General features: G+C 39.9%; 23 protein-coding genes and 1 tRNA gene. 13 read left to right on the top strand and 11 right to left on the bottom strand.

Annotated features, from left to right (window positions below; all coding sequences use genetic code 11):
- Positions 1-9 precede the first annotated feature (9 nt).
- Complete coding sequence (locus FTU65_RS08520; protein WP_180010286.1) at positions 10-3,960, bottom strand: DUF3418 domain-containing protein; 3,951 nt, start codon at positions 3,958-3,960, stop codon at positions 10-12.
- Positions 3,961-4,473: 513 nt separating this feature from the next.
- Between FTU65_RS08520 and ahpC the strand changes: the two genes are divergently transcribed.
- From ahpC to FTU65_RS08505, 3 genes are all read left to right on the top strand, one after another.
- On the top strand, positions 4,474-5,037 hold the full coding sequence (gene ahpC, locus FTU65_RS08515; RefSeq protein WP_005097370.1) for an alkyl hydroperoxide reductase subunit C: 564 nt from the start codon (positions 4,474-4,476) through the stop codon (positions 5,035-5,037).
- Between the two features lie 291 nt (positions 5,038-5,328).
- Positions 5,329-5,805, top strand: a complete 477-nt coding sequence (locus FTU65_RS08510; protein ID WP_180010285.1) for a hypothetical protein — start codon at positions 5,329-5,331, stop codon at positions 5,803-5,805.
- Between the two features lie 219 nt (positions 5,806-6,024).
- A complete protein-coding gene (locus FTU65_RS08505) occupies positions 6,025-6,231 on the top strand; it encodes a KTSC domain-containing protein (RefSeq protein ID WP_078189026.1) in 207 nt (68 codons plus the stop codon).
- 85 nt (positions 6,232-6,316) lie between these two features.
- Here the strand turns inward: FTU65_RS08505 and FTU65_RS08500 are convergent, their stop codons facing one another.
- On the bottom strand, positions 6,317-6,910 hold the full coding sequence (locus tag FTU65_RS08500; RefSeq protein WP_373683457.1) for an O-methyltransferase: 594 nt from the start codon (positions 6,908-6,910) through the stop codon (positions 6,317-6,319).
- A gap of 57 nt (positions 6,911-6,967) precedes the next feature.
- On the bottom strand, positions 6,968-7,186 hold the full coding sequence (locus FTU65_RS08495; RefSeq protein ID WP_180010283.1) for a DUF1653 domain-containing protein: 219 nt from the start codon (positions 7,184-7,186) through the stop codon (positions 6,968-6,970).
- A 283-nt stretch (positions 7,187-7,469) separates the two neighbouring features.
- On the opposite strand from FTU65_RS08495, the gene ahpF reads away from it, so the two are divergent.
- From ahpF to FTU65_RS08480, 3 genes are all read left to right on the top strand, one after another.
- A complete protein-coding gene (gene ahpF / locus FTU65_RS08490) occupies positions 7,470-9,035 on the top strand; it encodes an alkyl hydroperoxide reductase subunit F (RefSeq protein WP_180065241.1) in 1,566 nt (521 codons plus the stop codon).
- A gap of 266 nt (positions 9,036-9,301) precedes the next feature.
- The gene (locus FTU65_RS08485; protein ID WP_078192893.1) at positions 9,302-9,544 is read left to right on the top strand and encodes a hypothetical protein; all 243 of its coding nucleotides are present in this window, start codon (positions 9,302-9,304) and stop codon (positions 9,542-9,544) included.
- A gap of 235 nt (positions 9,545-9,779) precedes the next feature.
- Positions 9,780-9,980 (top strand): hypothetical protein, encoded by a 201-nt coding sequence (locus FTU65_RS08480; RefSeq protein ID WP_180066649.1) that lies wholly within the window; start codon positions 9,780-9,782, stop codon positions 9,978-9,980.
- A 69-nt stretch (positions 9,981-10,049) separates the two neighbouring features.
- Here FTU65_RS08480 and FTU65_RS08475 read toward each other — a convergent pair whose 3' ends face one another.
- Entirely contained in the window at positions 10,050-10,697 is a 648-nt protein-coding gene (locus FTU65_RS08475) for a LysE family transporter (RefSeq protein ID WP_180022546.1), read from the bottom strand.
- 146 nt (positions 10,698-10,843) lie between these two features.
- Positions 10,844-11,416, bottom strand: coding sequence for an FxsA family protein (locus FTU65_RS08470; protein ID WP_180022547.1), 573 nt, complete (start codon positions 11,414-11,416; stop codon positions 10,844-10,846).
- Between the two features lie 132 nt (positions 11,417-11,548).
- Between FTU65_RS08470 and ruvC the strand changes: the two genes are divergently transcribed.
- Complete coding sequence (gene ruvC, locus FTU65_RS08465) at positions 11,549-12,094, top strand: crossover junction endodeoxyribonuclease RuvC (RefSeq protein ID WP_078189034.1); 546 nt, start codon at positions 11,549-11,551, stop codon at positions 12,092-12,094.
- Positions 12,095-12,164: 70 nt separating this feature from the next.
- Here the strand turns inward: ruvC and FTU65_RS08460 are convergent, their stop codons facing one another.
- Complete coding sequence (locus FTU65_RS08460; protein ID WP_168379658.1) at positions 12,165-12,440, bottom strand: acylphosphatase; 276 nt, start codon at positions 12,438-12,440, stop codon at positions 12,165-12,167.
- A gap of 1 nt (position 12,441) precedes the next feature.
- Positions 12,442-13,929: an NAD(P)H-hydrate dehydratase gene (locus FTU65_RS08455; RefSeq protein ID WP_180022548.1), complete on the bottom strand. Its 1,488-nt coding sequence runs from the start codon at positions 13,927-13,929 to the stop codon at positions 12,442-12,444.
- 20 nt (positions 13,930-13,949) lie between these two features.
- Between FTU65_RS08455 and queG the strand changes: the two genes are divergently transcribed.
- The gene (gene queG / locus FTU65_RS08450) at positions 13,950-15,044 is read left to right on the top strand and encodes a tRNA epoxyqueuosine(34) reductase QueG (protein WP_180003130.1); all 1,095 of its coding nucleotides are present in this window, start codon (positions 13,950-13,952) and stop codon (positions 15,042-15,044) included.
- A 277-nt stretch (positions 15,045-15,321) separates the two neighbouring features.
- A complete protein-coding gene (bioB, locus tag FTU65_RS08445; protein ID WP_180022549.1) occupies positions 15,322-16,314 on the top strand; it encodes a biotin synthase BioB in 993 nt (330 codons plus the stop codon).
- Positions 16,315-16,439: 125 nt separating this feature from the next.
- On the opposite strand, the gene FTU65_RS08440 is transcribed toward bioB, so the two are convergent.
- Both FTU65_RS08440 and FTU65_RS08435 read right to left on the bottom strand, forming a co-directional pair.
- Positions 16,440-16,664 (bottom strand): hypothetical protein, encoded by a 225-nt coding sequence (locus tag FTU65_RS08440; protein ID WP_180007368.1) that lies wholly within the window; start codon positions 16,662-16,664, stop codon positions 16,440-16,442.
- Between the two features lie 535 nt (positions 16,665-17,199).
- Positions 17,200-19,404 carry an OsmC domain/YcaO domain-containing protein gene (locus FTU65_RS08435; RefSeq protein ID WP_180022550.1) on the bottom strand — a complete coding sequence of 735 codons (2,205 nt, stop codon included), beginning with the start codon at positions 19,402-19,404 and terminating at the stop codon, positions 17,200-17,202.
- Positions 19,405-19,772: 368 nt separating this feature from the next.
- Between FTU65_RS08435 and FTU65_RS08430 the strand changes: the two genes are divergently transcribed.
- The 3 genes from FTU65_RS08430 (at position 19,773) to FTU65_RS08420 (ending at position 22,237) form a co-directional block, all read left to right on the top strand.
- A tRNA-Ile gene (locus FTU65_RS08430) sits at positions 19,773-19,849 on the top strand.
- 763 nt (positions 19,850-20,612) lie between these two features.
- Positions 20,613-21,182 carry a 1-acyl-sn-glycerol-3-phosphate acyltransferase gene (locus FTU65_RS08425; protein ID WP_078189041.1) on the top strand — a complete coding sequence of 190 codons (570 nt, stop codon included), beginning with the start codon at positions 20,613-20,615 and terminating at the stop codon, positions 21,180-21,182.
- A 302-nt stretch (positions 21,183-21,484) separates the two neighbouring features.
- Positions 21,485-22,237 (top strand): YebC/PmpR family DNA-binding transcriptional regulator, encoded by a 753-nt coding sequence (locus FTU65_RS08420; RefSeq protein ID WP_111886000.1) that lies wholly within the window; start codon positions 21,485-21,487, stop codon positions 22,235-22,237.
- Positions 22,238-22,326: 89 nt separating this feature from the next.
- Here the strand turns inward: FTU65_RS08420 and FTU65_RS08415 are convergent, their stop codons facing one another.
- Complete coding sequence (locus FTU65_RS08415) at positions 22,327-22,797, bottom strand: Lrp/AsnC family transcriptional regulator (protein WP_111885999.1); 471 nt, start codon at positions 22,795-22,797, stop codon at positions 22,327-22,329.
- Between the two features lie 484 nt (positions 22,798-23,281).
- On the opposite strand from FTU65_RS08415, the gene FTU65_RS08410 reads away from it, so the two are divergent.
- Positions 23,282-24,610, top strand: a complete 1,329-nt coding sequence (locus FTU65_RS08410; protein ID WP_180012148.1) for a hypothetical protein — start codon at positions 23,282-23,284, stop codon at positions 24,608-24,610.
- Between the two features lie 81 nt (positions 24,611-24,691).
- Here the strand turns inward: FTU65_RS08410 and FTU65_RS08405 are convergent, their stop codons facing one another.
- Positions 24,692-25,456: a glutathione S-transferase family protein gene (locus tag FTU65_RS08405; RefSeq protein WP_180012150.1), complete on the bottom strand. Its 765-nt coding sequence runs from the start codon at positions 25,454-25,456 to the stop codon at positions 24,692-24,694.
- Positions 25,457-25,685 lie beyond the last annotated feature (229 nt).

The raw sequence follows: 25,685 nt of genomic DNA, 5'->3' as shown, positions 1-25,685 counted from the left end.
ACCTATATCTTAACTGATTCCGAGCTTATCCCATACTTTTTGCAAGCGGGATGGAGAAATTGGCATCTTGGTCTTCATTGGTTGAGAGAAAATAGAGATGCGTAACTCCTCAACCATGAAATACAATTCTTTAAGGCGAGTGTCATTTTTAAACTTAAATAATTTTTCCATCCATGGGTCAACTTGATCAATGGCAGAATTGTCCCTTTGTAGGTTATTTGGCAAGCGGTCTAAACGCAAGACTAATGCCTTCAAATATCTTGGAAATTCGAGCCACACATCGGAAGTTTTGCCATAAACAAAATCTGAAAGTTGCATCAAATCGAGTTGATCTTCAATGTCATCAATGTTCTTTCCAAACACAGAATCATCTAAAACCAACAATTTCCGACGTATATCCTGCCATTGAATATAGGTTTCAGTTAAAACGGCTAATGCTTGTTGCCCATGGGTTAAGAAAGATTTCTTTACATTCAAAATCAGGTTTTGGTACTCCTGCACATTGACAGGTAGCTCATTTATTGCAAGCTGAAGTGTGGCATAAACTAACATTTGCTCTAGTTTGGCTTTGTCGCCTAGCGGTGAATAAGCCAATGCCAAGGGTTTAGAAATCTGTTTTTTCAACTGACGAACTAAGTCACCCAACTGCATATGAACCAAACGAATGATTCCTTCGCGGTGTTGTTTGACTGCTTCAAATTGGTCATTGAAAGTCTGAATCACCACACCCGATTCATCTTTGGCATCCAACTCTGCAAAGCCTTTGACTGGAACAAGCGCTTGGTATTGTTTCACCACCACACCCGTGACTTTTTGTGATGCTTCGAACACAAAATTATCAGGGAAGGTTTTAAACTCACCTTTTAACTGTTTGACTGGGCTATGAGTTTCCGTACGACAGCGTGCTTTGAGTTCATCTAGATCACGACCTTGCTCAATCACACGGCCTTTTTCATCAATGACTTTGATTAAAGGCAGCAGATATTGCTCAACGCGCTCCCAAGAAAAGTCCTTATCTGTGATTTGCTCACCACGTAGTTGGAACGCCAAGAAACTAAAAATATGCTCGCGCAAATGCACGGCATCGACACGATCCATTAATTTACGCGCTGTATCTGGTATTGGCACCAAGTGACGGCGTTTATCCTTAGGCAATGCTTTAAGCAAGGCTTCAATCAGGTCTTGTCGCCAACCAGGTATACCCCATGACCAAATATTTTCATCCACTTGCGGCAAAGCTTGAACTGGAATTTTGACCGTTGCACCATCTTCATCATGACTTGGGTCAAAACGATAACTTGCAGCCAAACGCAGCTCACCATTGCGTAGGTAGTCTGGAAATTGCTGAGTCGTTGGACGGTCATTCATCCAAAGCGAATCATCATCGATAAATAAATGACGCGGATTTTGCGGTTCTACCGTTGCACGCCAGTCTTCAAAACTACGACGACTTGCCACCTCTTCAGGCACTTTAGCAGCATAGAACTGGTAGATGGTTTCTTCATCCACCACCAAATCACGACGACGCAGTTTATCTTCAACGCGCTCAACTTCTTCGAGTTTTAATAAATTGTGTTTTAAGAACGGTGGCGTAATACCCAAATGTCCCGTCGTCAACGCATCTCGTAGGAAAATTTCATGCGCCGCAGGATGATCCACTTTTTCATAATTTATTTGACGACGTGGCTCAATAATCAAACCAAACAAAGAAATTTGATCATAGGCATTGACTACACCAGATTTTTTCGACCAATGCGGCTCAAAATAATGATGCTTCAATAAATCGCCTGCAGCCAATAAAATCCATTCAGGTTCAATTTTCGCCAATGTACGAAGATATACCTGAGAGGTTTCCACCATCTCAAAAGCCATGACCCAAGGTGTATTGGTTTTATGCAAAGTTGATGCAGGGAAAATGCGTGCCTTTTGCTGACGCACTGCCATGAACACATTACGTTCATCGGTTTTGTTGGCAATAAATGAAAGTAAACCCGTTAATAACGCACGGTGCAGATTTTCATAATTGGCCTTCTTTTCATTAAAGGACAGTTTTAAGCCCTGAGCCAAATCCACCAATTGCTCATGGGTTTTTTTCCACTCACGGAGGCGTAACCAACTCAGGAAATGGTTGCGTGCAAAAGTTCGACGCTTATTTTCACTCATGTCACGATTTGCGACTAGAGCTTCCCATAATTTGATATAGAACAAGAAATCCGAGTCAGCTTCACGGAACAAAGCATGTTTCTGATCGGCCTGCATTTGTTTATCCGCAGGACGTTCACGTGGATCTTGTACCGCTAAAGCAGCGACAATAATTAAGACTTCATTTAATACGCCAAAATGCGCTCCACCCAAAATCATCCGTGCAAGACGTGGGTCAATCGGCATTTTTGCCATTTGCTGACCAATTTTGGTTAAACCACCACCCTTCGCCGGAGGAAGCCCCCCTTTTGTAAAGGGGGATTTAGGGGGATTACTTTCAATAGAATCTCCCCCAACCCCTCTTTGCGAAAGAGGGGCTTTCCCTTTCTCAACCATCGCCCCAAGCTCAATCAAAAGCTTACGACCATCATTCACCAAACGATGATCTGGCGGCTCAATAAAATCAAAGTCTTCTAATTCACCAAAGCCCAAACTTTGCATTTGCAAAATAACCGAGGCCAAGTTGGTTCGTTTAATCTCAGGCTCGGTAAATTCAGGACGACTCATAAAGTCTTCTTCTGAATATAGTCGAATACACACACCCGGCGCGATACGACCACAACGACCTTTACGCTGATTTGCTGCCGCCTGTGATACAGCCTCAATCGGTAGACGCTGTACACGTGAGCGATAGTTATAACGGGATATCCGTGCAAAGCCACTATCAACTACGTAGCGAATATTCGGTACGGTTAAAGCCGTTTCTGCCACGTTGGTGGCAATAATAATACGTCGCCCACCGCCTGATGGATTAAAGATCTTTTGCTGTTCTGCCAAAGCCAATCGAGCATATAAAGGTAAAACTTCGGTATGTCTTGGCCCAAACTTTTGCAGTGTTTCCTGTAACTCACGAATTTCTTGTTCAGTGCTGGCAAAAATCAAAATGTCGGCATGTTCAGGATGACCTTTTTCCTGCGCATCTTGAAAACATTCTTCTACAGCTGAAACCACGGCACGAGGTAAATTTTCTTCAAAATCGTCAAATTCATCATCATCACTACCGACAATGCTCAGCTCTGAAATCGGACGATAACGCAATTCTACAGGGAAGCTTCGACCTTCGACCTCAAAAATAGGTGCCCCATTAAAGTAATTCGAGAATCGATTTACGTCTAAAGTTGCTGAAGTAATAATGACTTTGAGATCTTTACGACGAGGCAAGAGCTGTTTGAGATAGCCCATGATGAAGTCGATATTCAGCGAACGTTCATGTGCTTCATCGATAATAATCGTGTCATATTTATTTAAGAATCGGTCATTGGCCAGTTCAGCCAATAAAATACCATCGGTCATTAACCGAACGATGGAATCTTGTGAACCTTGTTCATTGAAACGAACTTTAAAGGAGATCGACTCCCCCAGCTTTTCGCCCACTTCTTCTGCAATACGTTGCGAAACACTACGCGCTGCTAGTCGACGGGGTTGAGTATGGCCAATCAAACCCGTTAAACCACGACCTGCAAGCATGGCAATTTGAGGCAACTGTGTGGTTTTACCCGAACCGGTTTCACCTGCCACAATAATCACTTGATGCTTTTGAATCGCATCGATCAGTTTGTCTGCATACTGCGTAACAGGTAAGTCTTGATTTAATTTAATATTTGGGATGCGGGCAATCCGTTCGCGGACTTTCGCATTCGACTTTTCAAACAGTTCTTTATGCTGCTTTTCGTTGGCGTCTTTTCCCTTACGCAATCGATTTAAACGGTGAACATCACGAGCCATCACCATCTGATCTACATTTAAATCTTTCGCCACCAAGAATACGCCTTACAACTACATGAAACCCGATATTCTACTCGGTTTCATCGCATTTCCCAATGCAACAATTGAAAACCCGAAGTGAATTTATCTGGCGCGACTGGCGTGGTGCGGTTTAGATCTCAAATCTGAAAATAGGATGAATTCGCCATATCCCCCTTCATCCGCCTAATTGAACAAAAGAAATGCTTCGCTGATGAGCGAATCGGCATGCCTAAAGATGGATTAAATCAACAATAGAAAAATTTAAATCACTTTTTTTAAATTTTACCCTTGAATTTTAAGGGGTGTGACTTCATGTCTGTGTAGGGCGTTTAGGGTAGTTCCTGTCATTTAATCCTCACACAACTGCGGTTAAATGAGATGAAATACTGGTCTATTGGGAAATGAGTAAATCACTATTAATTCGGATTTTCCGATATTAGTTATGTAAAAATACTATTTCAGCAATAAGAAAAATTTCTGTACCCTATTGGAAATCAAAAACAAACCTCAATCATGGAGACAATGATGAGCTTAATTAATACTGAAGTTAAACCGTTTAAAGCTACTGCATTCCAAAATGGTCAATTCATCGAAGTAACTGAAGCTGATCTTAAAGGTAAATGGTCTGTTGTATTCTTCTACCCAGCTGACTTCACTTTCGTTTGCCCAACTGAACTTGGTGACCTTGCTGACAACTATGCAGAATTCCAAAAACTAGGTGTTGAAATCTACTCAGTTTCTACTGACACTCATTTCACTCACAAAGCTTGGCACGATTCTTCAGAAGAAATCAAAAAAATCCAATACGTAATGGTTGGTGATGCGAACTGGACTCTTGCTAAAAACTTTGACGTATTAATCGAAGCTGACGGTCTTGCTGATCGTGGTACTTTCGTTATCGATCCAGAAGGTAAAATCCAAATCGTTGAAATCAACGCTGGTGGTATCGGTCGTGATGCTCAAGAACTTCTTCGTAAAGTTAAAGCAGCTCAATACGTACACGCTCACCCAGGCGAAGTTTGCCCAGCTAAATGGAAAGAAGGCGACGCAACTCTTGCTCCTTCAATCGACCTAGTTGGTAAAATCTAATCTGTATTAGATTGAACTGATTCAAAAACCACGCTTTTAGCGTGGTTTTTTTATGCCTATTATTGGCGAGTATGTACCTCTATACACCCTACGCAGTTCACACTTTATTCATACAGCTATAACGCCCTAGCACTTTCCATCTATCTATAGATATTCATCAACTTAGCACTTACACAAATATAATAAAAATGCGCCTCATACCTGATGGTTTAGACTTACATCTTTGTCGGTATTTCAGTATTTTTAACTTGAATTTTAGGTCAATTGCTTATTTCAGGAAGATGTAAGCCCATGAAAAAATATTTCGTCTCGATCAGTTTAATTTTATGTTCGTTTACGACTTTTGCTGCCGTGAACTGCGAAGGTGAAATTAAAAACCAAAGTATTCGTGAAGATATTAAAGTCAAAAAAAATTGTCAGCTTGAAGGTTTAATTGTTCATGGCAACGTTATTTTAGAAAATGGCGCCAGTGTTGAACTGCATGACAACCACATCAAAGGCAATATTGAATCGAATAAAAATTTTACTAAGATCATTGCCAATCATAACAATATCAGTGGCAATGTCGATTTTACGACAGGGAAAAACATCCAACTCCTCAATAACCAAATTTCAGGCGACCTCACATTAAAGAAAAATAATGGCAATATTGTGCTAAATAATAATGAAATCGCAGGTAATTTAATTTGTCTTGAAAATGCTTTTTCAATTAATGGCAGCAACAACCAAGTCAAAGGCAATAAATCAGAACAATGCCGTAGTTTTTAACTCTCCTTACACTAATATGGGAGAATGACGCTTATGGCATTTCTCTGAACTGGCATTATTTTTATCAAATTAGTTGATAAAGAAATGAAAAAAAATGTGAGATAAAACATTATTTTTTAACAATTCTGCAATACTCCACGCCCTGAATTTGTCTTAATTTCAAATGAGATAAACCTTTAACTGCAGTATGACTATAACAACGCAATAAGGGGGTGGCTTATGACAACAACTGTTGTAACTTCTTGGAAATACAGTTCTTCTTCACGTTACTTAAAAATATTTTATGCGAATGGTTCTGGGGATCTCTTTTATCCAGTTTCACCTTTTATTTATGATAATTTACTTCGATGTAGTGATAAAACGGCATTTGTCCACAAATATCTAGAATATGATCTACATTTTTCACGAGTAAGCTTACAGGGTTAAACCGCTACAAGCTTAGCGCTATAGCAACAGTATTTTATTAATTAAAAAATATTTTCGATCAAATCAGGGCTGAATGCCCTGATTTTTAGTTGCGCCAACTCACCATAAAAAGCCCTGCACCCACATTTAATGTCGTACTGATAAAACGATCATCCGCTTCAACACGTTGGATAAATTCAGCGACCTCATTGGCATGTGATAGCACATTGTCCACGACTAACACGCCTCTTTGAGCTTGTATCAATTCAGCTAAATATGGCCAATACGCCACATATGCATCACGTTCTGCATCTAATAAAATGAAGTCATAACGCTGATTTAACTGCTGTAAAAAATGCAGTGCATCGCCCTGATGAAATTCGATGTATTCGGCTAAGCTTAAATTTGCCGCATGTTGTTTAGCTTGTTCGATACGCGCTGCATCAATTTCAATGGTTTCGACCCGCCCTTGTGTAGACTGCGCAGCATCTGCTAACCACAGCGTGGAATAGCCTGTAGATGTTCCAATTTCCAAGATTTGTTTGGCTTGTTTTAAGCGAATTTGCATAGCCAAAAACAGTGCAGACTCAGGCTCAATATTTCGGTAACGCGCAAGTCGGTGATTTTGCGCAGCATCGTGAGCACTAAAGTCTGCATAGAGTTGTTGCGTATAGTTTTTAAAATTTGTATCCATGCTTATGATTCTATCCTTTTGCTATTTCATTCATATTTATAAATTGAAGTACTAAATATCTACTTAGTGGGTTTCTTGGATCAGCTTAAAACGTGGAATTACTTCACCATCAATTTCAACGGTTTCCATAAACATCTCTAAGGGTCTGACCCACATGGAATAGTCGTCATACAAGCACTGATAGACCACAACTTTTTCACGCGTTTCACTATGTGTTGCAACATGAAAGACTTGATACAACTGACCTTTATAATGCTGATAAATCCCTTTCTTAACCTGCATGTCATTTCCTTAAAAAGTTCTCAATACAATAGCGTTGACTCTAGCATTCTCTCGCTTAAAGCGCGATGAATTCGTTTATTTTTCCACTATTTAACTTGTATTTCTCGATAGTGGCCCAATATTGACTGCATTCACATCGGTATATTCTTATGATTTAGAAAGAAATTTAACTATTTGATTTGTAAAACCGATTAATTTTATAAAAACAAACCGTTTCACCTATTTAATGGTTTGTTCTATCATTCTCTCATCAAATAAATTTACTCCTCTGGAGACGTTAGCAATGTTAGATCAAAATACTTCTGCTCAATTAAAAACCTTACTTGAACGCCTTGAAGGCCCGATTGAAATCGTCGCGACTTTAAACGGCACGGACAAATCAGACAAAATTAAAGAATTGGTAACTGAAGTTGCCGCTTTATCTGATTTAGTGACTGCACGTTTTGATGGTAACAACAGCCGTGCGCCAAGCTTTGGTATTGCAAAAGCAGGTGAAACACCACGTGTATTCTTCGCAGGTTTGCCGATGGGCCATGAGTTCACGTCCTTGATTCTAGCTTTGCTACAAACTTCAGGTTATGCACCGAAAGTTTCTGACGAAGTACTGAACACTATCAAAGGTCTAGGTCTTAAAACTGACTTTGATGTGTTTGTATCTTTAAGCTGCCATAACTGTCCTGACGTGGTTCAAGCACTTAACTTGATCGCAATTTACAACCCGGGTACAACTGCAACCATGATTGATGGTGCATTCTTCCAAGAAGAAGTGGAAGAACGCAAAATCATGGCTGTACCGATGGTATTCCAAGACGGTGAGCACATTGGTCAAGGTCGTATGACCTTGGAAGAAATCATTGCTAAATTAGACACCAACTCTGCCGCAAAAGATGCTGAAAAGTTAAATGCCAAAGAAGCCTTTGATGTTCTTGTGATTGGTGGCGGCCCTGCGGGGAATACTTCTGCAATCTATGCAGCACGTAAAGGCATTAAAACAGGTATCGTGGCTGAACGCATGGGCGGTCAGGTCATGGATACGATGGACATTGAAAACTTCACGTCGATTCAAAAGACTCAAGGTCCTAAGTTTGCTGCTGAAATGGAAGCACATGTACGTGAGTACGGTGTGGACATTATGAACTTGCAACGTGTATCTGACATCAAAGGTGCTGACCAAACAGCCAATGGCTTAGTTGAAGTGACTTTAGAGAATGGTGCAAAACTTGAATCTAAAACAGTGATTCTTTCAACAGGTGCACGTTGGAGAGAGATGAATGTTCCAGGTGAGCAAGAATACCGTACTCGTGGTGTTGCATACTGCCCACACTGTGACGGTCCATTGTTTAAAGGTAAACGTGTTGCAGTCATAGGTGGTGGTAACTCAGGTGTCGAAGCGGCGATTGACCTTGCTGGTATTGTAGAACATGTAACACTTGTTGAGTTTGATACCAAGCTTCGTGCTGACCAAGTCCTTCAAGACAAGTTAAATAGCTTACCGAACACCACTGTGATCATGAATGCATTGTCTACAGAAGTGGTCGGTGATGGTTCACAAGTGACTGCACTGAACTACAAAGACCGTGCAACAGATGAAATCAAAACGATTGAATTGGCTGGTATCTTTGTACAAATCGGTTTGTTACCAAACACTGATTTCTTAAAAGAAACAGCGGTTGAACTTTCAAACCGTGGTGAGATCGTAATTAACGAGCGTAACGAAACCAATGTAAAAGGTGTATTTGCTGCCGGTGACTGTACAACAGTACCTTACAAACAAATCATCATTGCGACAGGTGAAGGCGCGAAAGCATCATTATCTGCTTTTGATTACATCATCCGTTCTGGTCAATAATTCAGTTTAAACAGAACAACAAAAGCCAGTTTTCGAACTGGCTTTTTTTATGACTGAAAATTCATGTCTTGTTTCATATTTAAATTATCAATAAAACAATTATTTAACTCTCTGACGCTTTTCACTTACACAATAATGAGCAAAACAAACCGTTTAAAACTTGTACAGCAGCTTATTTGCACATTAAGATAAAACAATCATCACGGATTGATGGTTGACAATAACAACAAGAATGTTGGTCAAATTCGACTAAATGGAGAAAAGCAATGCACTATCAATATCACTGTGCTTGTTGCAATAAAGTATTGGCTTCAAGCGATAAAGAATGTTCCGAATGTGGCTCGCATAATATCCGTAGCCCATATGGCTTTTGGATATTTTGCATACTCAGTTGTTTGGCTGTTGCCATTCTATTTAAGAGTGTCCAAGTGTATTTGCAACAGCACGATACTGAAGCTACAACCCAACTCAACATCTTTGAAGTACTCAAGCAGGATGGTAAAAATTAAGCTTTTTTACAACAGCCAAATATAGCCCCATGAACAGGCTGGCAATGTGTAAAATTTTAGCTAAGCTGAATTTAAGCACCGTTATCGGGTTGCTTTAAAGTCATTCAAAGAGATAAATTAAAATGATGAAAGCCTGAATGATTTCAGGCTTTTTTATGCGCTAGCATCGCCCTGCTCACTTATCTTCACGAGGAAAATTCTTTAAACTATGGCAATAGCAATGAGGTTCTAGACGATGGTGCAGTTAATCAAAAAAGGCGGTTTGCGTGAACGCGCCAATCGTAGCCGATCATACAAAGGCTCTGAAAATACCGAAACCACCCTCAAACCGAACCGTTATCGTGATCATGATCATGCTGAAACTACCAATGTTGCACAAGATCCATCAAATATAGCACCGTCTAAAGACCAAGATCAAACCAATCCAGAGCAATAAAATTGGCACATAAAAAAAGCCAAGTTCTAATACTTGGCTTTCGCTTTGCTGACAGCAATATGTTTGCAGCTATTGAAGATTGAACATTCTAATTGCGTCGAACCACAGCCAAATCGCAAAAATTAAAAATAACGCCCCTGAAACCACATCAATATAACTACCCGAACGTTGGTAGAGTGCTTTAATTTTAGGCAAAGACATAATCATCATAAACAGACTAAACACAATAAAAGTTTGAATCGGAATGATGACAGCAAGCTGTGCTTTTAGGTTACTACTGGCTGATGAACTCAACGCCAGTGAGAACACACTACTAAAATAGATCAGTGTTTTCGGATTAGCTAAATTCGTAAATAAACCTAATAAGAAATAATTTTCAGTATTCTGCTGACTTAAGGCCTGCCCATCTTCTAAATTGGCTGTTTGATTTAAACTTTTAAGCCCACCACTAAACATCGCCCAACCCATTTTCGCTAAGAAAAATCCACCAACAGCCATTAAAACTTGTTGTATCCATGGAAATTGCTCAACCAGAACCGTAAAGCCCAATAAGGTTAAAACGACCCACACCACAATCCCGACAGAGATCCCCGCAATAATTTTTAAGGTATTTGCACGCGTTGTTGATGCTGCACTTTTAGCAATTAATAATACATCTGGACCGGGACTCAACTGCGCAACAAAATGAAGCACACAGATGGTGAATAACAGTGACATGCAAGCTGATTCATTTGAATTAAAACGTGAAGATTATATCGCTTGTTCAATTTTTTTGTTGGCAACACAAGGTTTATTTTTAGGCCGTATCAAAATTTACGCAAAAAAAAAGCCGAATACACATTCGGCCTTTCATACTGAGTTAATTATTTTTTATTGACATCTTTCAGTTCAATTTGTTTCGCATCTGGCGTCACTTCACGAGCTTCACCATCAATAACGGATGAATCACGACCTGATTGCTGATTTTGCATATCTTGCATTTGACGCATCATATCTGCAAATGGGTTCTGACCCTGAGCACCGCCCATGCCTCCCATATCGCCCATCATGCCACCCATCATTTTTTCCATCATGGCTTGCTGACGCTTCATCATTGTTTTCATCATGACTGCTTTCATGGCATTTTGTACAGGTGGAATCAAAATAAGTAATGCCATAATATCTGAGATTAGACCCGGTAACAGCAATAAGAAACCAGCCAAAATTTTTGGTAAATTTCCAGTTAAAGCTGGATCATTACTCATTTGACCTGCTTGCATTTGCTGCATTTGAGGCATCAGACCTGATGAATATTTACGGATAATATTCATCCCTATAAAGAAGGCCACCACGAACCAGAAAAAGACATACCACATGCTGCCGACGAGGTCGCCCACACCGATCCAGACAAACACTTCCAGGATCAAGCCTGCTAAAATCAGAAGAAATAATTTCATGAAAATTAAACAAATCTCAGTAAATTAATTTAAGGTGTTGCGTTCAACTGCTCAATCACTATCAAGCTTTTTTGACACGCTTATGTAACAATATGGGCATTATTTTATTTTTAAAGGGCAAATAGGGCAAACATGTCATTAATTATCGGTATTGACCCTGGGTCTCGCCTAACTGGTTACGGCATCATCGAGAAGGATGGCTCTAAACTACGTTTTGTCGATGCTGGCACCATTCGTACCGAAACAACAGAAATGCCTGAACGCTTAAAACGTATCTTTGCTGGTATTGATCGCATCGTAAAGTTTCACGGGCCTACTGAAGCTGCTGTTGAACAAGTCTTTATGGCTCAAAACCCTGACTCAGCCCTAAAACTAGGTCAAGCACGCGGTGCTGCCATTGCCGCTTTAACCAATTTAGATTTACAAGTCGCTGAATATACTGCACGTCAAATCAAACAATCTGTGGTCGGCTATGGGGCTGCTGATAAAGAGCAAGTCCAAATGATGGTTATGCGCATTCTGAACCTAAGCATCAAACCCCAGCAGGATGCAGCCGATGCTTTGGCTGCCGCAATTTGTCATGCGCATGCGTCTGGTAGTATGAGTAAAATGGCTGTACTGAATGCCTTAGGTGGTATGGCTCGCGGCCGAAGTCGTGTAAGCACTCGACGTCGGTAAATAATCGTCAAATCATATAGTTCAGTAATTCATTCTGTTTTCAAAAGCCCACCTAATCTAGTGATCAAATTTAGCGAATCATTTTAAAACCGCTATAGTCTAATTCATGCATTGGAATTTCTTGCTGATCGATTTTAGTCACGTCTGCTCGTAACGGCCCCACCAGACTGTGTTTCAGTATTTTATGAATGGCGTCTTCAGTTCCTATAATCAGCGCTTCAACTTCGCCCGTCGCTAGATTTTTCACATAGCCATTTAAACCGAGTGCAAGCGCTTGCTGCTCAAACCAACGACGGTAGCCAACACCCTGCACTTTACCTTGAATTCTCAATTTAACTGCATGCATTTTAGTCTTTAACTCCTGAATGATTAACCACATGATAAACCGCTTGGGCCATATCCTGCGCTTGCAAACCACGCATCCCCGGCTTCGCCAATACATCACCTGCTAAAGCATGCAGGCTTACGATTTCATGCAGATGTATTTGCTGATGGAATTGTGCTTTTAAACTTGCAATCATCCCTGCAAGCACATCTCCCATACCGCCTGTACCCATTCCTGCATTACCTGCGGTGCAAATCCAAAGCTGATCTTCAAGTATTAAGCTGCCTGCGCCTTTAAGCACCCATTGACCTTGAAATTTTTCTTTTAAATACTGAATTGCTTGTACACGATCTGCTTCAACTTCAGCAGTAGTTATACCCAGTAATTTCGCAGCTTCACCCGGATGTGGCGTTGCATAGGTTCGTGCATTCAAATTTTTAGGTGCTTCAGCTAGAAACCATAAGGCATCTGCATCCAAAACAATTTCCAAGGTTGACTGCTGAATCAATGGAAACCATGACTGAAACTGCTGTTGTGCCCAATCGTCACGACCAAGCCCCATGCCAAAGCTAATCGCATCGACTTGATCGATCAGTTGCCGAATTGCTTCTGTAGTTAATGCATTGATATCGCGTAGCATAATATTCGGTGCGCGCGCCAAAATAGCGGTGTGATGTCGTGCATCACAAACAACCGTAACCTTACCTGCACCTGCATGGAATGCAGCCTCAGCAGCCATAATCACCGCCCCACCCATTTCTGCATGGCCACCAACAACCAAAACATGGCCATAACTGCCTTTATGACCAAAGGCTTGACGCGCAGGTAAGGCTATTTTCTGCGGCGACAAATGAGCAAGTGGCTCTAGCTCTGCATCAGTCGGTATACATGCCATCACCGAAACTTCACCTGCATATTCTTTCGCTTGACCTGTAAATAGCCCTGCTTTTAAACCCAATGCCGTAAAGGTATAATCGGCTTGAAATGCGATGGGTAAAGGCTGCCCTGTATTGGCATGTAATCCGCTTGGAATATCAATCGCAATTTTGAGTCCCATGCATGCATTCAATCGTTGAATAATGGCTTGCCATTCGCTAGAAAGTTCACGATTGAGTCCTATACCAAATAATGCGTCGATATAGACGTCATAATCTCGCTGAAAATCAAAATGTGTATAGATCTTAAGCTTGTGATCTATCGCTTCCTGTACTGCAGAATGTAAGTCCTTCGATGCCCCTATTTCAGCGGCATAGATATCAACTTGAAAGCCTGCTGGCTGTAGGTATTGCGCTGTAAGATAGCCATCACCTGCGTTGTTGCCCTGCCCACAACACACTGCAATATTTTTTAAATTTTGCTGCTTTAACATTGGAATGAGTTGCTGAGCAATCGACCATGCAACCTGCTGCATCAGACCATAACTGCTATTGTGCTGAGCAAACCAACGCTGCTCCCAAGCTTGAATACTTTGGCTAAGATAAACAGGGCTATGGTAAACTTGCAGACGCATTGTTTTTCCTTGTTATGATTATGGCCGCTTCAACTCCTGCACAAAAAATTCCTGTCGATCAATATGATCCAGAAACCCTAAAAGCATGGATTAAAGCACAAGCCTTAAATTTAGGTTTTTCTGATTGTGTCATCGCAAAGCCAGATGCTCAAGAGGAACTCCCTCGTTTTAAAGAATATTTAGAACGTGGTTATCATTGCGATATGAAATTCCTAGAGGAAAACCTTGAAAAACGTGCCAATCCTGCACTTTTAGTCCCCGGCACCCGCAGTATCATTTGTGTCCGCATGGATTATTTGGTCGAAACCCCAAAACCACGTTATGTTCCTAATGAGCCAAATGCAGCCATCATTGCACGCTATGCACGAGGTCGTGACTACCACAAAGTCATGCGTGGTCGTTTAAAAACCTTGTCGAATATCATCCGTGAAAAAATCGGAGATTTTGAATCTAGACCCTTTGCCGACTCTGCACCAGTGTTTGAAAAATCCTTAGCTGAAAATGCAGGCATGGGCTGGACAGGCAAACACACCTTACTGATCCATAAAAAATCAGGCTCATTTTTTGTATTAGGTGAGCTGTTTACATCACTCGATTTGCCTTTTGATTCTCCGACAACCAAACATTGTGGTTCATGCACAGCCTGTATTGATATCTGTCCAACTCAGGCCATCGTTGAGCCCTATATGTTAGATGCACGTAAATGCATTGCCTACTTAACCATCGAATATAAAGGCATCATTCCTGAAGAATTACGCCGTGGCATTGGCAACCGTGTGTTTGGCTGTGATGACTGTCAACTTATCTGTCCATGGAATAGCTTTGCGCATAAAACTCAAATTGAGGACTTTTATCCACGTCATGGTCTCGATCAAGTGAGTTTATTAGATCTTTGGCAATGGGATGAAGCCACCTTTTTAAGCTGCACTGAAGGCAGTCCTATCCGACGAACAGGCTATCAAAGCTTTATGCGAAATATCGCCATTGGCTTAGGCAATGCACCATACAGTTCAAATATTGTTCAATCATTAAAAAATTCTCGCGAAAAACATGACGCGATTGTGCAAGTTCATATTGATTGGGCAATTACAGAACAAAACTCAAAGATGCTTTAATGGATTTGATTCTATATTTTCTAGATCCTTACAAAGTTTTCATTTAAGCTAAAATTTAGTGACGCAATCAAAGAAACTTAATTTTTCATCTTAAAATAAACATTGCAGCGATTGTGCTGGCATTTAACACAACTTTGTAAGTATCTCAAATATCAAAAGTTCTTTAAAAAAGCCATTTCAATGTACTTTAGCCAACTTTCAATGTTACAAAATAGTCTTGGAAGTCTGCAAATTTTACGTATGATGATCTGCATTAGGCAGAAAATATGGATCATTTATGAGCTACCGAAATGACTGGACACACCCAGAAATACAAGAGTTGTATCAACAACCATTGATGGATTTATTATTCCGAGCACAGACCATTCACCGTGAATATTTCCAAGCCAATCATATTCAAGTCAGCACCTTACTTTCGATTAAAACCGGTAAGTGCCCTGAAGACTGTAAATATTGCTCTCAGTCTGCACATTATGACTCTGGATTAGAAGCTGAAAAACGTCTGGCTGTGGAAAAAGTCATCAATGAAGCGAAAGCTGCGCTTGCCTCAGGTTCTTCGCGTTTTTGTATGGGCGCTGCATGGCGCAATCCACATGAACGGGACATGCCCTATGTGCTAGAAATGGTGCGTGAAGTCAAAGCGCTGGGACTTGAAACCTGTATGACCCTTGGCATGCTGAATCAGTCTCAAGCAGAGCGCCTACATGAGGCAGGCTTAGATTATTACAACCATAACCTCGATACCTCTCGTGAGTATTATCCCAATGTCATTAGCACGCGTAGCTATGATGACCGTTTAACGACGCTAGACTATGTTCGCCAATCTGGAATGAAAATCTGTAGCGGCGGAATTGTGGGCTTAGGTGAAAGCCGTGATGACCGTATCGCCTTCCTGATGGAGTTGGCAACGCTGCCGATTCACCCTGAATCTGTGCCGATCAATCTCCTTGTGCCTATTCAAGGTACCCCACTTGCTGATGTTGAGAAACTCGATGTCATCGAATGGATTCGCACCATTGCAGTCGCACGGATCATTATGCCAAAAAGCTATATTCGACTCTCTGCAGGTCGTGAATCCCTGAGTGATTCAGAACAAGCTTTGGCATTTATGGCAGGTGCAAATTCACTCTTTTCTGGTGAAAAACTACTGACCACGCCAAATGCAGGCGAAGGCAAAGATCAGCTTTTATTTAGCAAACTCGGTTTAGTGGCTGAACAGCCCAAACCAAATGCTGCACAGCTTTCAACTGATGCCATGCAAATGGCTTAAAATAAGCCCCGAAGTTCGGGGCTTAGTTCAATTGAATGATCAGTGATAGGTATCAAAGTGCAATGCAAGAGATGGTGCGAACAAATGAAATGGCTAAATCACCATGAGTAGGGAAAATATATCGTTTACTTAACAAAGTTATGTGCTGTTATTAAAATTCCATAGCCTGCATTTAAATAATCCCCTTCACGAATAATGTCTTGACCATTAGCATGTTGAACCACCAATTGCTGCTGAATCACATCATAATGAAAAGATTCAAAGCAATCCTGATGTTGTAATAACCATGCAATGGTATCTGCCATATTGGCATCGACGGTATAACGTTCGGCTTGAAAATCTTTACTCATATCTGCATAAAAACTGTGAATGTATTTCTATTTTAATGATTTCAATATTGACCGGCATTAAAAAAGTGAGCTTTCGCTCACTTTTTTTGGCTGAGACTCTGCATTACTTTGTCACACCGCACTTACGACATTCCTTGTGCGAACCGATTTCTTCCATTTGCTCGTATTCGTAAATATGCATGCAAAATAGTTTTCTGAATAATTGAAGCATGTTGTTAAAACTCCCGTTTATTTATTAATGTGCTTCTGAATATTTCGTCCTGAAATATTATGATCATGCCTAAACACGCCATAGCTAATTTATTATCATATTTTTCCAATGAGTCAAATATCTTTACTTTAAAATGACACAATTTCGGATAATCGGTTATTTTTAAGCCTGCCTTATATTCACCTGAGTTCTAAGGATTTTTATTAATATCAGCATCACAGATATAGATTAATTTTCAGCAAATTTCGCACAAAAAAAACTCTCCCTTAGGAGAGTTTTTTCAAATAGATGATCACATGAGTAACGTTATTCACAAGCCCAGATTTAAACGTTCTGACTGGCAAACTTCGCACGTGCAGCATGCAATTTTTTATAGCTATCAATCAGACGTAAATGACGATCTAAACCTTCAAGTTGCATATTGGTTTCAGTTAAACCGTAGAAGCGAAGACTGCCATCCATTGAACCAATCACTGCATCCATACGTTCGTCACCAAACATACGACGGAAATTATGTTCATAGTCATTGAGATCTAAGTCATCGTCCAATTCAACTTCTAAAACCACATTCATGCATTGATAGAACAAACCACGTTCAACTGTATTAGTGTTGTACTGAAGGAAGGTTTCGACCAACTCTTTTGCTTCTTCAAATTCTTGTAAGGCAATATAGATCAGTAGTTTGAGCTCAAGAACCGTTAATTGGCCCCATACGGTATTGTCATCAAACTCAATCCCGATGAGCGTCACAATATCCGTGTAATCATCCACCTCAAGCTCTTCTAAGCGCTCAACCAATGACACTAACTCGTCTTCATCTAGGCGATGAATGTTTAAAATATCCTCACGGAAGTCCAAAGCTTTGTTGGTGTTATCCCAAACCAAGTCTTCAACCAAATACACTTCAGAATAACCCGGAACCAAAATACGACATGCCGTAGCACCTAGATGCTGGTATACCGCCATATACACTTCTTTGCCCATGTCTTCTAGAATCGCAAACATCGCTGCAGCTTCTTCCGCATTGGCATTTTCACCTTCAGATGTGAAATCCCACTCTACAAAATCATAGTCTGATTGTGCGCTAAAGAATTTCCAAGACACCAAACCACTTGAGTCAATAAAGTGTTCTACAAAGTTATTTGGCTCAGTGACTGCATTTGAGCTAAACGTTGGTTTTGGTAGATCGTTTAGACCTTCAAAGCTTCGGCCTTGTAGAAGCTCGGTTAAGCTACGCTCTAAAGCTACTTCGAGTTTAGGGTGCGCACCAAAAGATGCAAAAACCCCACCAGTACGTGGGTTCATTAAGGTTACGCACATCACAGGGTACTGACCACCAAGTGAAGCATCTTTTACCAATACAGGAAAACCTTGTTCTTCTAAGCCTTGAATACCCGCAACAATACTTGGATATTTGGCTAAAACCTCTTCTGGTACATCTGGTAGAGCCAATTCACCTTCTAAAATCTCACGTTTGACCGCACGCTCAAAGATTTCCGATAAACATTGCACTTGAGCCTCAGCCAAGGTATTCCCTGCACTCATCCCGTTTGACAAGTATAAATTTTCAATCAAGTTTGATGGGAAATACACTGTTTCACCGTCGGACTGACGGACAAATGGAAGAGAGCAAATACCGCGTGCTATATTTCCTGAATTGGTGTCATATAGATGTGTACCTAATAACTCATTTTCTGGGTTATAAATTTCACGTGTGTAGTCATCTAAGATTTCAGTAGGTAACTCGCCTTCTGGGCCGGGTTGGAACCATTTTTCATCTGGATAATGCACAAAGTCAGCATTGGCAATCTCTTCACCCCAGAACTGGTCGTTATAGAAGAAGTTGCAATTGAGACGTTCAATAAATTCACCCAAAGCCGAAGCTAATGCGCTTTCTTTGGTTGAGCCTTTACCATTGGTAAAACACATGGGCGATTGTGCATCACGAATATGTAGAGACCAAACATTCGGCACGATGTTACGCCATGACGCGATTTCAATCTTCATGCCTAAACCAGCCAAAATACCTGACATATTGGCAATGGTTTCTTCTAATGGCAGATCTTTACCCGGAATAAACGTGGTACTGTCTGACGCTAAATTTGGCATAAGTAAAGCTTGTGCATCTGCATCAATGCTTTCTACTTCTTCAATGACAAACTCAGGACCAGTTTGAATCACTTTTTTAACCGTGCAGCGGTCAATTGAACGCAAAATACCTTGACGGTCCTTTTCAGAAATATCCGCAGGTAGTTCAACTTGAATTTTGAAAATTTGCTTATAGCGGTTTTCAGGATCAACAATATTATTTTGTGATAAGCGAATATTATCTGTCGGAATGTCTCGCGCCGCACAATACACTTTTACAAAATACGCTGCACATAATGCTGATGACGCTAAAAAGTAGTCGAATGGTCCGGGAGCAGAACCATCACCTTTATAGCGAATAGGTTGGTCGGCAATTACCGTGAAGTCATCAAATTTGGCTTCTTGTCGAAGGTTATCGAGATAATTAACCTTAATTTCCATGTGGGCACCTAAATATTCTTATGTGTCAGTGCAACACATAAAAATGAAAACATAAGCCGAATAACTGTAGGACATTGACTTAAAAATGTGAGGCCAGTACCAATCTATACGCTGTTGGGCACGGTACTGACAAGAATGGGCATTATTATAAGGTTATTTTGACTGTTTGATAACTTTTGTCGTGATTTACATCACGATAGGATTTGACACTTTGTGCATTTTGGTCGAATCAAAGCTTAACTGCTGCAACTACAGCCAATTTGTTGTGTTAGTGTGCAGCCGTGAAGAAAAAGGCTTGTCTTTTAAAAAAATCTTCGCTAGTATGCTTTGCGTCTGAACTTGTTGATAAATAACACATTCAGAATATAGGGCCTATAGCTCAGTTGGTTAGAGCAGCGGACTCATAATCCGTTGGTCCACAGTTCAAGTCTGTGTGGGCCCACCATATAAAACAACCCCTTACGTGCATTAATCGTGAGGGGTTTTTTAATGTTAAAAACTAAATAAAGTCAGTCTAAGGCTTTAAAAGATATGGCAGATAACCTATAGATACGTACAAAACTTCAAGCCAGCTTGAGTAAGCCACGATTGCTTAATACGAGAAGTAGGTTATAAAAAAATACATTCAAGAAAAATTTAAAAGCTTAAGTTCTAAATACCCGTAAATTAAGTCACGATTTGTTATACTTAAAAGATATTATTTTATTCATTATAAGCAAATGTTTTTTGATTCATGACTTTTAGAAATACTATATATTTCGCATTTTAAAAGCGCAAAAATTAAGACTCAACCTGTTCAGGCTTTCTTAAGTCCAAATAAAACTCAACAATTGACCAAATAACAATCAAAGCAAACATTGCAACAGCGAATAACACAGCAGTTAAATAAATCATGCTTGAGTTCTCCGTTAGAAATCGAGTTAAGACCAACAGGCTAAAATTTTTAACCTACGACAAAAGTCTAATAAGAATTTCTGACGGTGCCTAGCCATATTTAGCAAATTTTTAAGAGTATTTTTATCTATGATGATAGCTTTACCATATAAAATTTAGCCGATTTATTGCTAAAAAATATCAGTCTTCAATCCCCCTTCTTATTCCGATTTGAAATATATGCACAATTCAGATCAAAGCTCACTTAAATGCTCTTGACTCATAGGACAAACAAGCAGAAATTACACCTTTTTTAAATCACCGTATCACCGACTATGTTGAAAAAGTTTATTGGCGAATCCGCATTTAAATTGGCGGGCTGGAAATACCACGTAGAACCTGATGTTTTAGAAAATAAACAAGTGATCGTCGGCTTTGAACACACCTCAATGATGGATGCTGTTCTTTCATTGGCCCTTTGCCAAATTTACGACATTAAAATTCACACGCTGATAAAAAAAGAACTCTTTAAAGGTCCATTTAAACCTGTTCTTGAAGCGATTGGCGGTATTCCTGTAGACCGTAAAGCCAATAAAGACATCGTGACTCAAATGGTTGAGCATTTTGAAGCCAATGAAAAATTTAATTTAGTCATTGCTCCAGAAGCGACACGAGCAGAACGTGGTGAAGCACGAAAACCGATTCGCACAGGCTTTTGGTATATCGCTAAAGCTGCAGGTGTGCCAATTGTATTAATGTATGCCAACTCAAAAACCAAACAAGGCGGTATTTTCGGTAAGATTTACCCAACTGACCTCGATCACGATTTAGCTTTAATTAAGCAGCTCTATAAAGATAAAGTAGGTTTAGACATCGTGATCCCAGAACCTAAAAATAAAGACTAAGTGCCATTCACGTTTTTTTAAGATATACGTACTTAAAGATATAAATGTATCGTGCTCCATGCATTGTACATTTATATCTTCCTTTTATAACAAGATCACCTCGCTCCTTTCAGCCCAATTCTCATCATAAGAAAAATTACAGTACGAGCGTTTAGACATTTCGCATTATTTTCTCAAATTTGGATATTTTTTTTTCAACTACTCAATTCCTGAAATCCAGTACTTTCACACAAAAAAGCCATTATGGTAGAATTTGCTCAATTTGATAGGCATAAGGCCAATCTACAAGGAGCATATTTCGCATGGCGGGTCATTCCAAGTGGGCTAATACTAAGCATCGTAAAGCAAAACAAGATGCGAGCCGCGCTAAAGTATTCACAAAATTTATCCGTGAAATCGTGACAGCTGCACGTTTAGGCGGCGGTGATGTAGCGTCTAACCCACGTTTACGTGCTGTTGTTGAAAAAGCATTAGTTGCAAACATGACACGTGACACCATTAACCGTGCGATCCAACGTGGTGTGGGCGGTGAAGAAAATACCGATCTAAAAGAAGTAACCTACGAAGGATATGGCGTTGGTGGTGTTGCGGTCATCATTGAAACAATGACGGATAACTTGAACCGTACTGTTCCTGACGTTCGTCATTGCTTCTCGAAAACTGATGGTAATTTAGGTACTGCAGGTTCAGTAGCTTATATGTTTACCAAACGTGGTGAGATTACTTTTGAAGATGTTTCTTTAGAAGATCAAATCATGGACGTCGCTTTAGAAGCGGGTGCTGAAGACATCGAAGTGGACGAAGAAGAAATTCTAGTTATCACCACACCTGAAACTTTCGGTGAGGTTCAGGATGCACTTGCAGCAGCAGGTTTAAAATCTGATAACGCCGAAGTGGTCATGAACCCTTCAACTAAAGCGTTAATTTCAGATATCGAACAAGCGAAAAAAATCATCAAAATGATTGATATGTTTGAAGATCTTGACGACGTTCAAAACGTGTATACCAACGTTGAATTCACCGATGAAGTGATGGCTGAGTTAGAAGCTCTATAGTTCAATCGAGTGAAGTATAAAACGCACCCTTCGGTGCGTTTTTTATTGCCTAGCTTTCAACTGTTTGAGTTTATATATGAGGGCTGCATTTAAACCTTATTTAATAAGCCATTACAGTTAAAAACATTATATTGTTTAATTACAAAGCTCGAATGTAATGCAACTACGTGTTCAATTTTACCAATGCGCTTGAGTAAAATTTCACTATAGTTTTCCATATCCCGTGCAACGACTTCCACAATAAAATCGGCAGACTGCCCTGTCACCAAAAATGCATTAATGACTTCTGGAATACTTTCTAATGCTTCTAAAAATTTAGCAAAAGTATCTGTATCATGTTTGCTTAAGGACACCTGTAGCAGCACATGCAAACTAAAGCCCAATTTTTGATAATTAATTTCACGTTTTAGACCACTGATAATATTGTGATCAATCAATTGTTTGATCCGACGATGAACTGAACTGACCGATAAATTCACTCGCTCTGACAGTTCATTTAAATTGACATCTTCATGGGTCAAAATTTCTAAAATTTGTTTATCAAAACGGTCTAGTTCCATCAGTCTACTCCAGCCATTTTTGAAAACAGTGCTGATGATCCAGATTCATCAAACACCTGTTGTCATTTTCAATGTTATTTTAAGTTTTAAAATCAGCATTTATGTGCAAGTTTTCTCATGTATAGCATGATTTATTAAAAATAATAAAGCTCATATGCATTATGAACATAATAATTTTCATATATATCGTGTTTAAATGAATGTTTTTTCATCAAAGTTTAGTTTTTATATTCTAAATAACGCCTTTAGACAACCTACCAATAAAGCTTCAAAAATGCATTCCATTGATCTGAATAAATCAATTTCAGATAAAAGGGAAAGATATTTTATTTATATTTTTCAATTTTTTATTTTTACTTTATTTTTCAATGTGCGCTCTATGTCACATTTCTTTTTTTTCACTTATTTACTTGGTTTGGTAATTACATTAAAAAATAGCGGCGGTTCATAAATATACAAAAAAAACAAAAACGGAAGAATAAACATGGCAATTAAATCACTGAGTTCACTCAGCTCAAAATTAAGTTCTGTACTAAGCCCTTCCCTACAGCTCAGTACAATTAGCAGCACGGTCAGTAACCTACTTAGCCCGCTTAAACCTACAACCAATATCACGGATACGCTGACAGGATTATTGGGTAATTTAGGTGGCACAAAGTCTTTTGATTTTAGCGCACTGACTAAAACGCTGCCCCAAGTGATTAGCACGATTCAAAGTCTTACATCCAATAACGGTTCAAATTCGGATGCACTCAAGACTTTGATGACAACACTGCAACCGCTCCTACAAAATTTAGGTGGCAACGCTGGCTCAACAGAGATGAATCAGTTGGTTCAATCCTTACCTACCATTGTCAACAGCTTGCAAAGTTTACTGAGTAGCACCAATAATCAAGGTAATCTTCCTGACAATATTAGCAGTGCTGTAAATGCCATCAAACCATTGCTTGCTATGCTTGGAAGCGCAACTGGGTCAACGGATTCAACGCAAATTATCAATACACTCAGTCAAGTTTTAGAATATGCGCAACCCATTATTCAGATGATTGGGAGCTCGTCTTCTGGAAACATTGACTTTGGGCAAATTGCACAAGGTGCAACGAGTGCCCTCCTACCTTTATTAGCCTCAATCAATAAAGATAACTCAACTATTGATATGGAACAGTTGAGCCATGCTTTACCGACTGTGATTGGAAGTGTGACCAATCTAGTGACCGCCATTTCATCAGCCAACCAAGGCAATATCCCTGAGACCATTTCAGGGGTGATCAAAGGACTTAATCCGCTTTTAGATTTACTGGCAAAAAGCGATGTCATCGATACGGATCAGGCTCAAACCGTCAAAGCGATTTATGATGTATTAAATAGCGTGAGCACCATTTTGGATGTGGTCAACAATCCAGCCTTACTGACGCTTTCAACTAATTTAAATCAAGTGATTGACTCGTTGAAACCAGTCATTGCTCTGATGGACAGCAATGGTGAAGCGACTCAGTTCCTCGATCAACTGACCATTCCAGATCTTGGCGATTTACTTGGCAATCTTGCTCCTGAAAAAATTGATCTTGGTTCTATCACGGATCAGTTCAACCAATTGACTGAAAACCTCACGGGCCAATTACCGAATATTAATGACCTATTGGAAAATTTAGGTTCTGCTCAAGGTGATTTTGATATCTCCACCATCATCCCAAGTATTAAGGATGCGCTAGGCAATATATTCTACCCTGTTATGCCGCTGAATACTTTACAAGCCGATAGTATCAGTCCAGTGCTGAATATTTTGGATATTCAACAACAAAGCTATATTTAAGGATTGAATGTCTGATGAAAAAGCGCGCTGTTAGGCGCGCTTTTTTAAAGCAGTATGACGCAAAGTTTTCATATAAAGAGCTTATACACCACGCCAATCTACACGTGCGTTACGTTCTGTTTGGTATATACGTTGCACATATTGACCTAAAGGCAAATCGCTCAAATAGGCTTTGTAAGCTTTAAACTCTTCTGACAAGGTTTCGCCATGCTCTTTTTCCCACGGCGTTCCAACAATCTCTAATATCGGCGCCAACATTGAACACACTGCAATATCAGCCAAACCTAATCGGTCGCCTACAAAATAACGCCCACCTTGTTCGATCAGACGTTGATTTAAATCAACCACAATTTCGTCCAATCGCTCACGTGAAGCCGCAACCTTATCCGTATCTAATTGATAACCTTTAGAAACCAGTGCCTTTATAATGGGCTTGGAATATTTTTCAAACTGACGTAAATAGCCCTTTTCACCAATTAAAATATCAAGTGATTCTTCACTTTCATTTAATACATGTGCCAACCCCCAACGGCGCACATGTTGGCCTAACTCAATGGAGAGTTCATTAATTTCTAAAGCGTCTTCACGCAGTTTGACATCTGGACGGATCAGACTATGTTCGGGGTAGGTCGCATCCAAGTAAAAGGCGATTTGAGTTGAATCTGCAACCCAATGATCTTGATCACGTAAAATCGGTAATTTGTTTTGCCCTGTTTTAAGCTGTGCAAATGCACGATGTACACCCGGCATTAAATTATGAGCCACATAATCCAACTCTTTATGATCGAGTAACCAGCGCGCCTTTTCACAAAAATGTGAGAGTGGAAACTGGTAGAGAGTTCGCATAAATGCTCCAAGTTTTTGTTGTAACTGTGGTTTATAAAACCCAGTAATTTTATAGGGATACTTTAGTCACTGTGTTATTGAAACACAATGTCATTTTTGCACCTATAGCTAAATACCAAATAAATCATTACAGTAATCTTTAAATAATTTATCAATATCTTTAACTCTAAACTTAGTTCGAATCGCCTTGACTCGTGACCACATATTTTCTATTGGATTTAAATCTGGA

Source organism: Acinetobacter sp. YH12129, from assembly GCF_013418685.1.
Classification (GTDB): Bacteria; Pseudomonadota; Gammaproteobacteria; order Pseudomonadales; family Moraxellaceae; genus Acinetobacter; species Acinetobacter amyesii.
Note: the sequence above shows the minus strand (reverse complement) of the source record. Positions and strands in the feature narration are given on the sequence as shown.

What these genes read in the sequence shown, in the direction of transcription:
- FTU65_RS08475 (WP_180022546.1), bottom strand. Translation starts at nt 10,697, where the DNA reads ATGTCACTGTTATTCACCATCTGTGTGCTTCATTTTGTTGCGCAGTTG.
- FTU65_RS08495 (WP_180010283.1), bottom strand. Translation starts at nt 7,186, where the DNA reads ATGCAGGTTAAGAAAGGGATTTATCAGCATTATAAAGGTCAGTTGTAT.
- FTU65_RS08455 (WP_180022548.1), bottom strand. Translation starts at nt 13,929, where the DNA reads ATGCGTCTGCAAGTTTACCATAGCCCTGTTTATCTTAGCCAAAGTATT.
- FTU65_RS08435 (WP_180022550.1), bottom strand. Translation starts at nt 19,404, where the DNA reads ATGGAAATTAAGGTTAATTATCTCGATAACCTTCGACAAGAAGCCAAA.
- ruvC (WP_078189034.1), top strand. Translation starts at nt 11,549, where the DNA reads ATGTCATTAATTATCGGTATTGACCCTGGGTCTCGCCTAACTGGTTAC.
- FTU65_RS08510 (WP_180010285.1), top strand. Translation starts at nt 5,329, where the DNA reads ATGAAAAAATATTTCGTCTCGATCAGTTTAATTTTATGTTCGTTTACG.
- bioB (WP_180022549.1), top strand. Translation starts at nt 15,322, where the DNA reads ATGAGCTACCGAAATGACTGGACACACCCAGAAATACAAGAGTTGTAT.
- ahpF (WP_180065241.1), top strand. Translation starts at nt 7,470, where the DNA reads ATGTTAGATCAAAATACTTCTGCTCAATTAAAAACCTTACTTGAACGC.
- FTU65_RS08415 (WP_111885999.1), bottom strand. Translation starts at nt 22,797, where the DNA reads ATGGAACTAGACCGTTTTGATAAACAAATTTTAGAAATTTTGACCCAT.
- FTU65_RS08460 (WP_168379658.1), bottom strand. Translation starts at nt 12,440, where the DNA reads ATGCATGCAGTTAAATTGAGAATTCAAGGTAAAGTGCAGGGTGTTGGC.
- FTU65_RS08485 (WP_078192893.1), top strand. Translation starts at nt 9,302, where the DNA reads ATGCACTATCAATATCACTGTGCTTGTTGCAATAAAGTATTGGCTTCA.
- FTU65_RS08420 (WP_111886000.1), top strand. Translation starts at nt 21,485, where the DNA reads ATGGCGGGTCATTCCAAGTGGGCTAATACTAAGCATCGTAAAGCAAAA.
- FTU65_RS08440 (WP_180007368.1), bottom strand. Translation starts at nt 16,664, where the DNA reads ATGAGTAAAGATTTTCAAGCCGAACGTTATACCGTCGATGCCAATATG.
- ahpC (WP_005097370.1), top strand. Translation starts at nt 4,474, where the DNA reads ATGAGCTTAATTAATACTGAAGTTAAACCGTTTAAAGCTACTGCATTC.
- FTU65_RS08505 (WP_078189026.1), top strand. Translation starts at nt 6,025, where the DNA reads ATGACAACAACTGTTGTAACTTCTTGGAAATACAGTTCTTCTTCACGT.
- FTU65_RS08480 (WP_180066649.1), top strand. Translation starts at nt 9,780, where the DNA reads ATGGTGCAGTTAATCAAAAAAGGCGGTTTGCGTGAACGCGCCAATCGT.
- FTU65_RS08410 (WP_180012148.1), top strand. Translation starts at nt 23,282, where the DNA reads ATGGCAATTAAATCACTGAGTTCACTCAGCTCAAAATTAAGTTCTGTA.
- queG (WP_180003130.1), top strand. Translation starts at nt 13,950, where the DNA reads ATGGCCGCTTCAACTCCTGCACAAAAAATTCCTGTCGATCAATATGAT.
- FTU65_RS08425 (WP_078189041.1), top strand. Translation starts at nt 20,613, where the DNA reads ATGTTGAAAAAGTTTATTGGCGAATCCGCATTTAAATTGGCGGGCTGG.
- FTU65_RS08470 (WP_180022547.1), bottom strand. Translation starts at nt 11,416, where the DNA reads ATGAAATTATTTCTTCTGATTTTAGCAGGCTTGATCCTGGAAGTGTTT.
- FTU65_RS08405 (WP_180012150.1), bottom strand. Translation starts at nt 25,456, where the DNA reads ATGCGAACTCTCTACCAGTTTCCACTCTCACATTTTTGTGAAAAGGCG.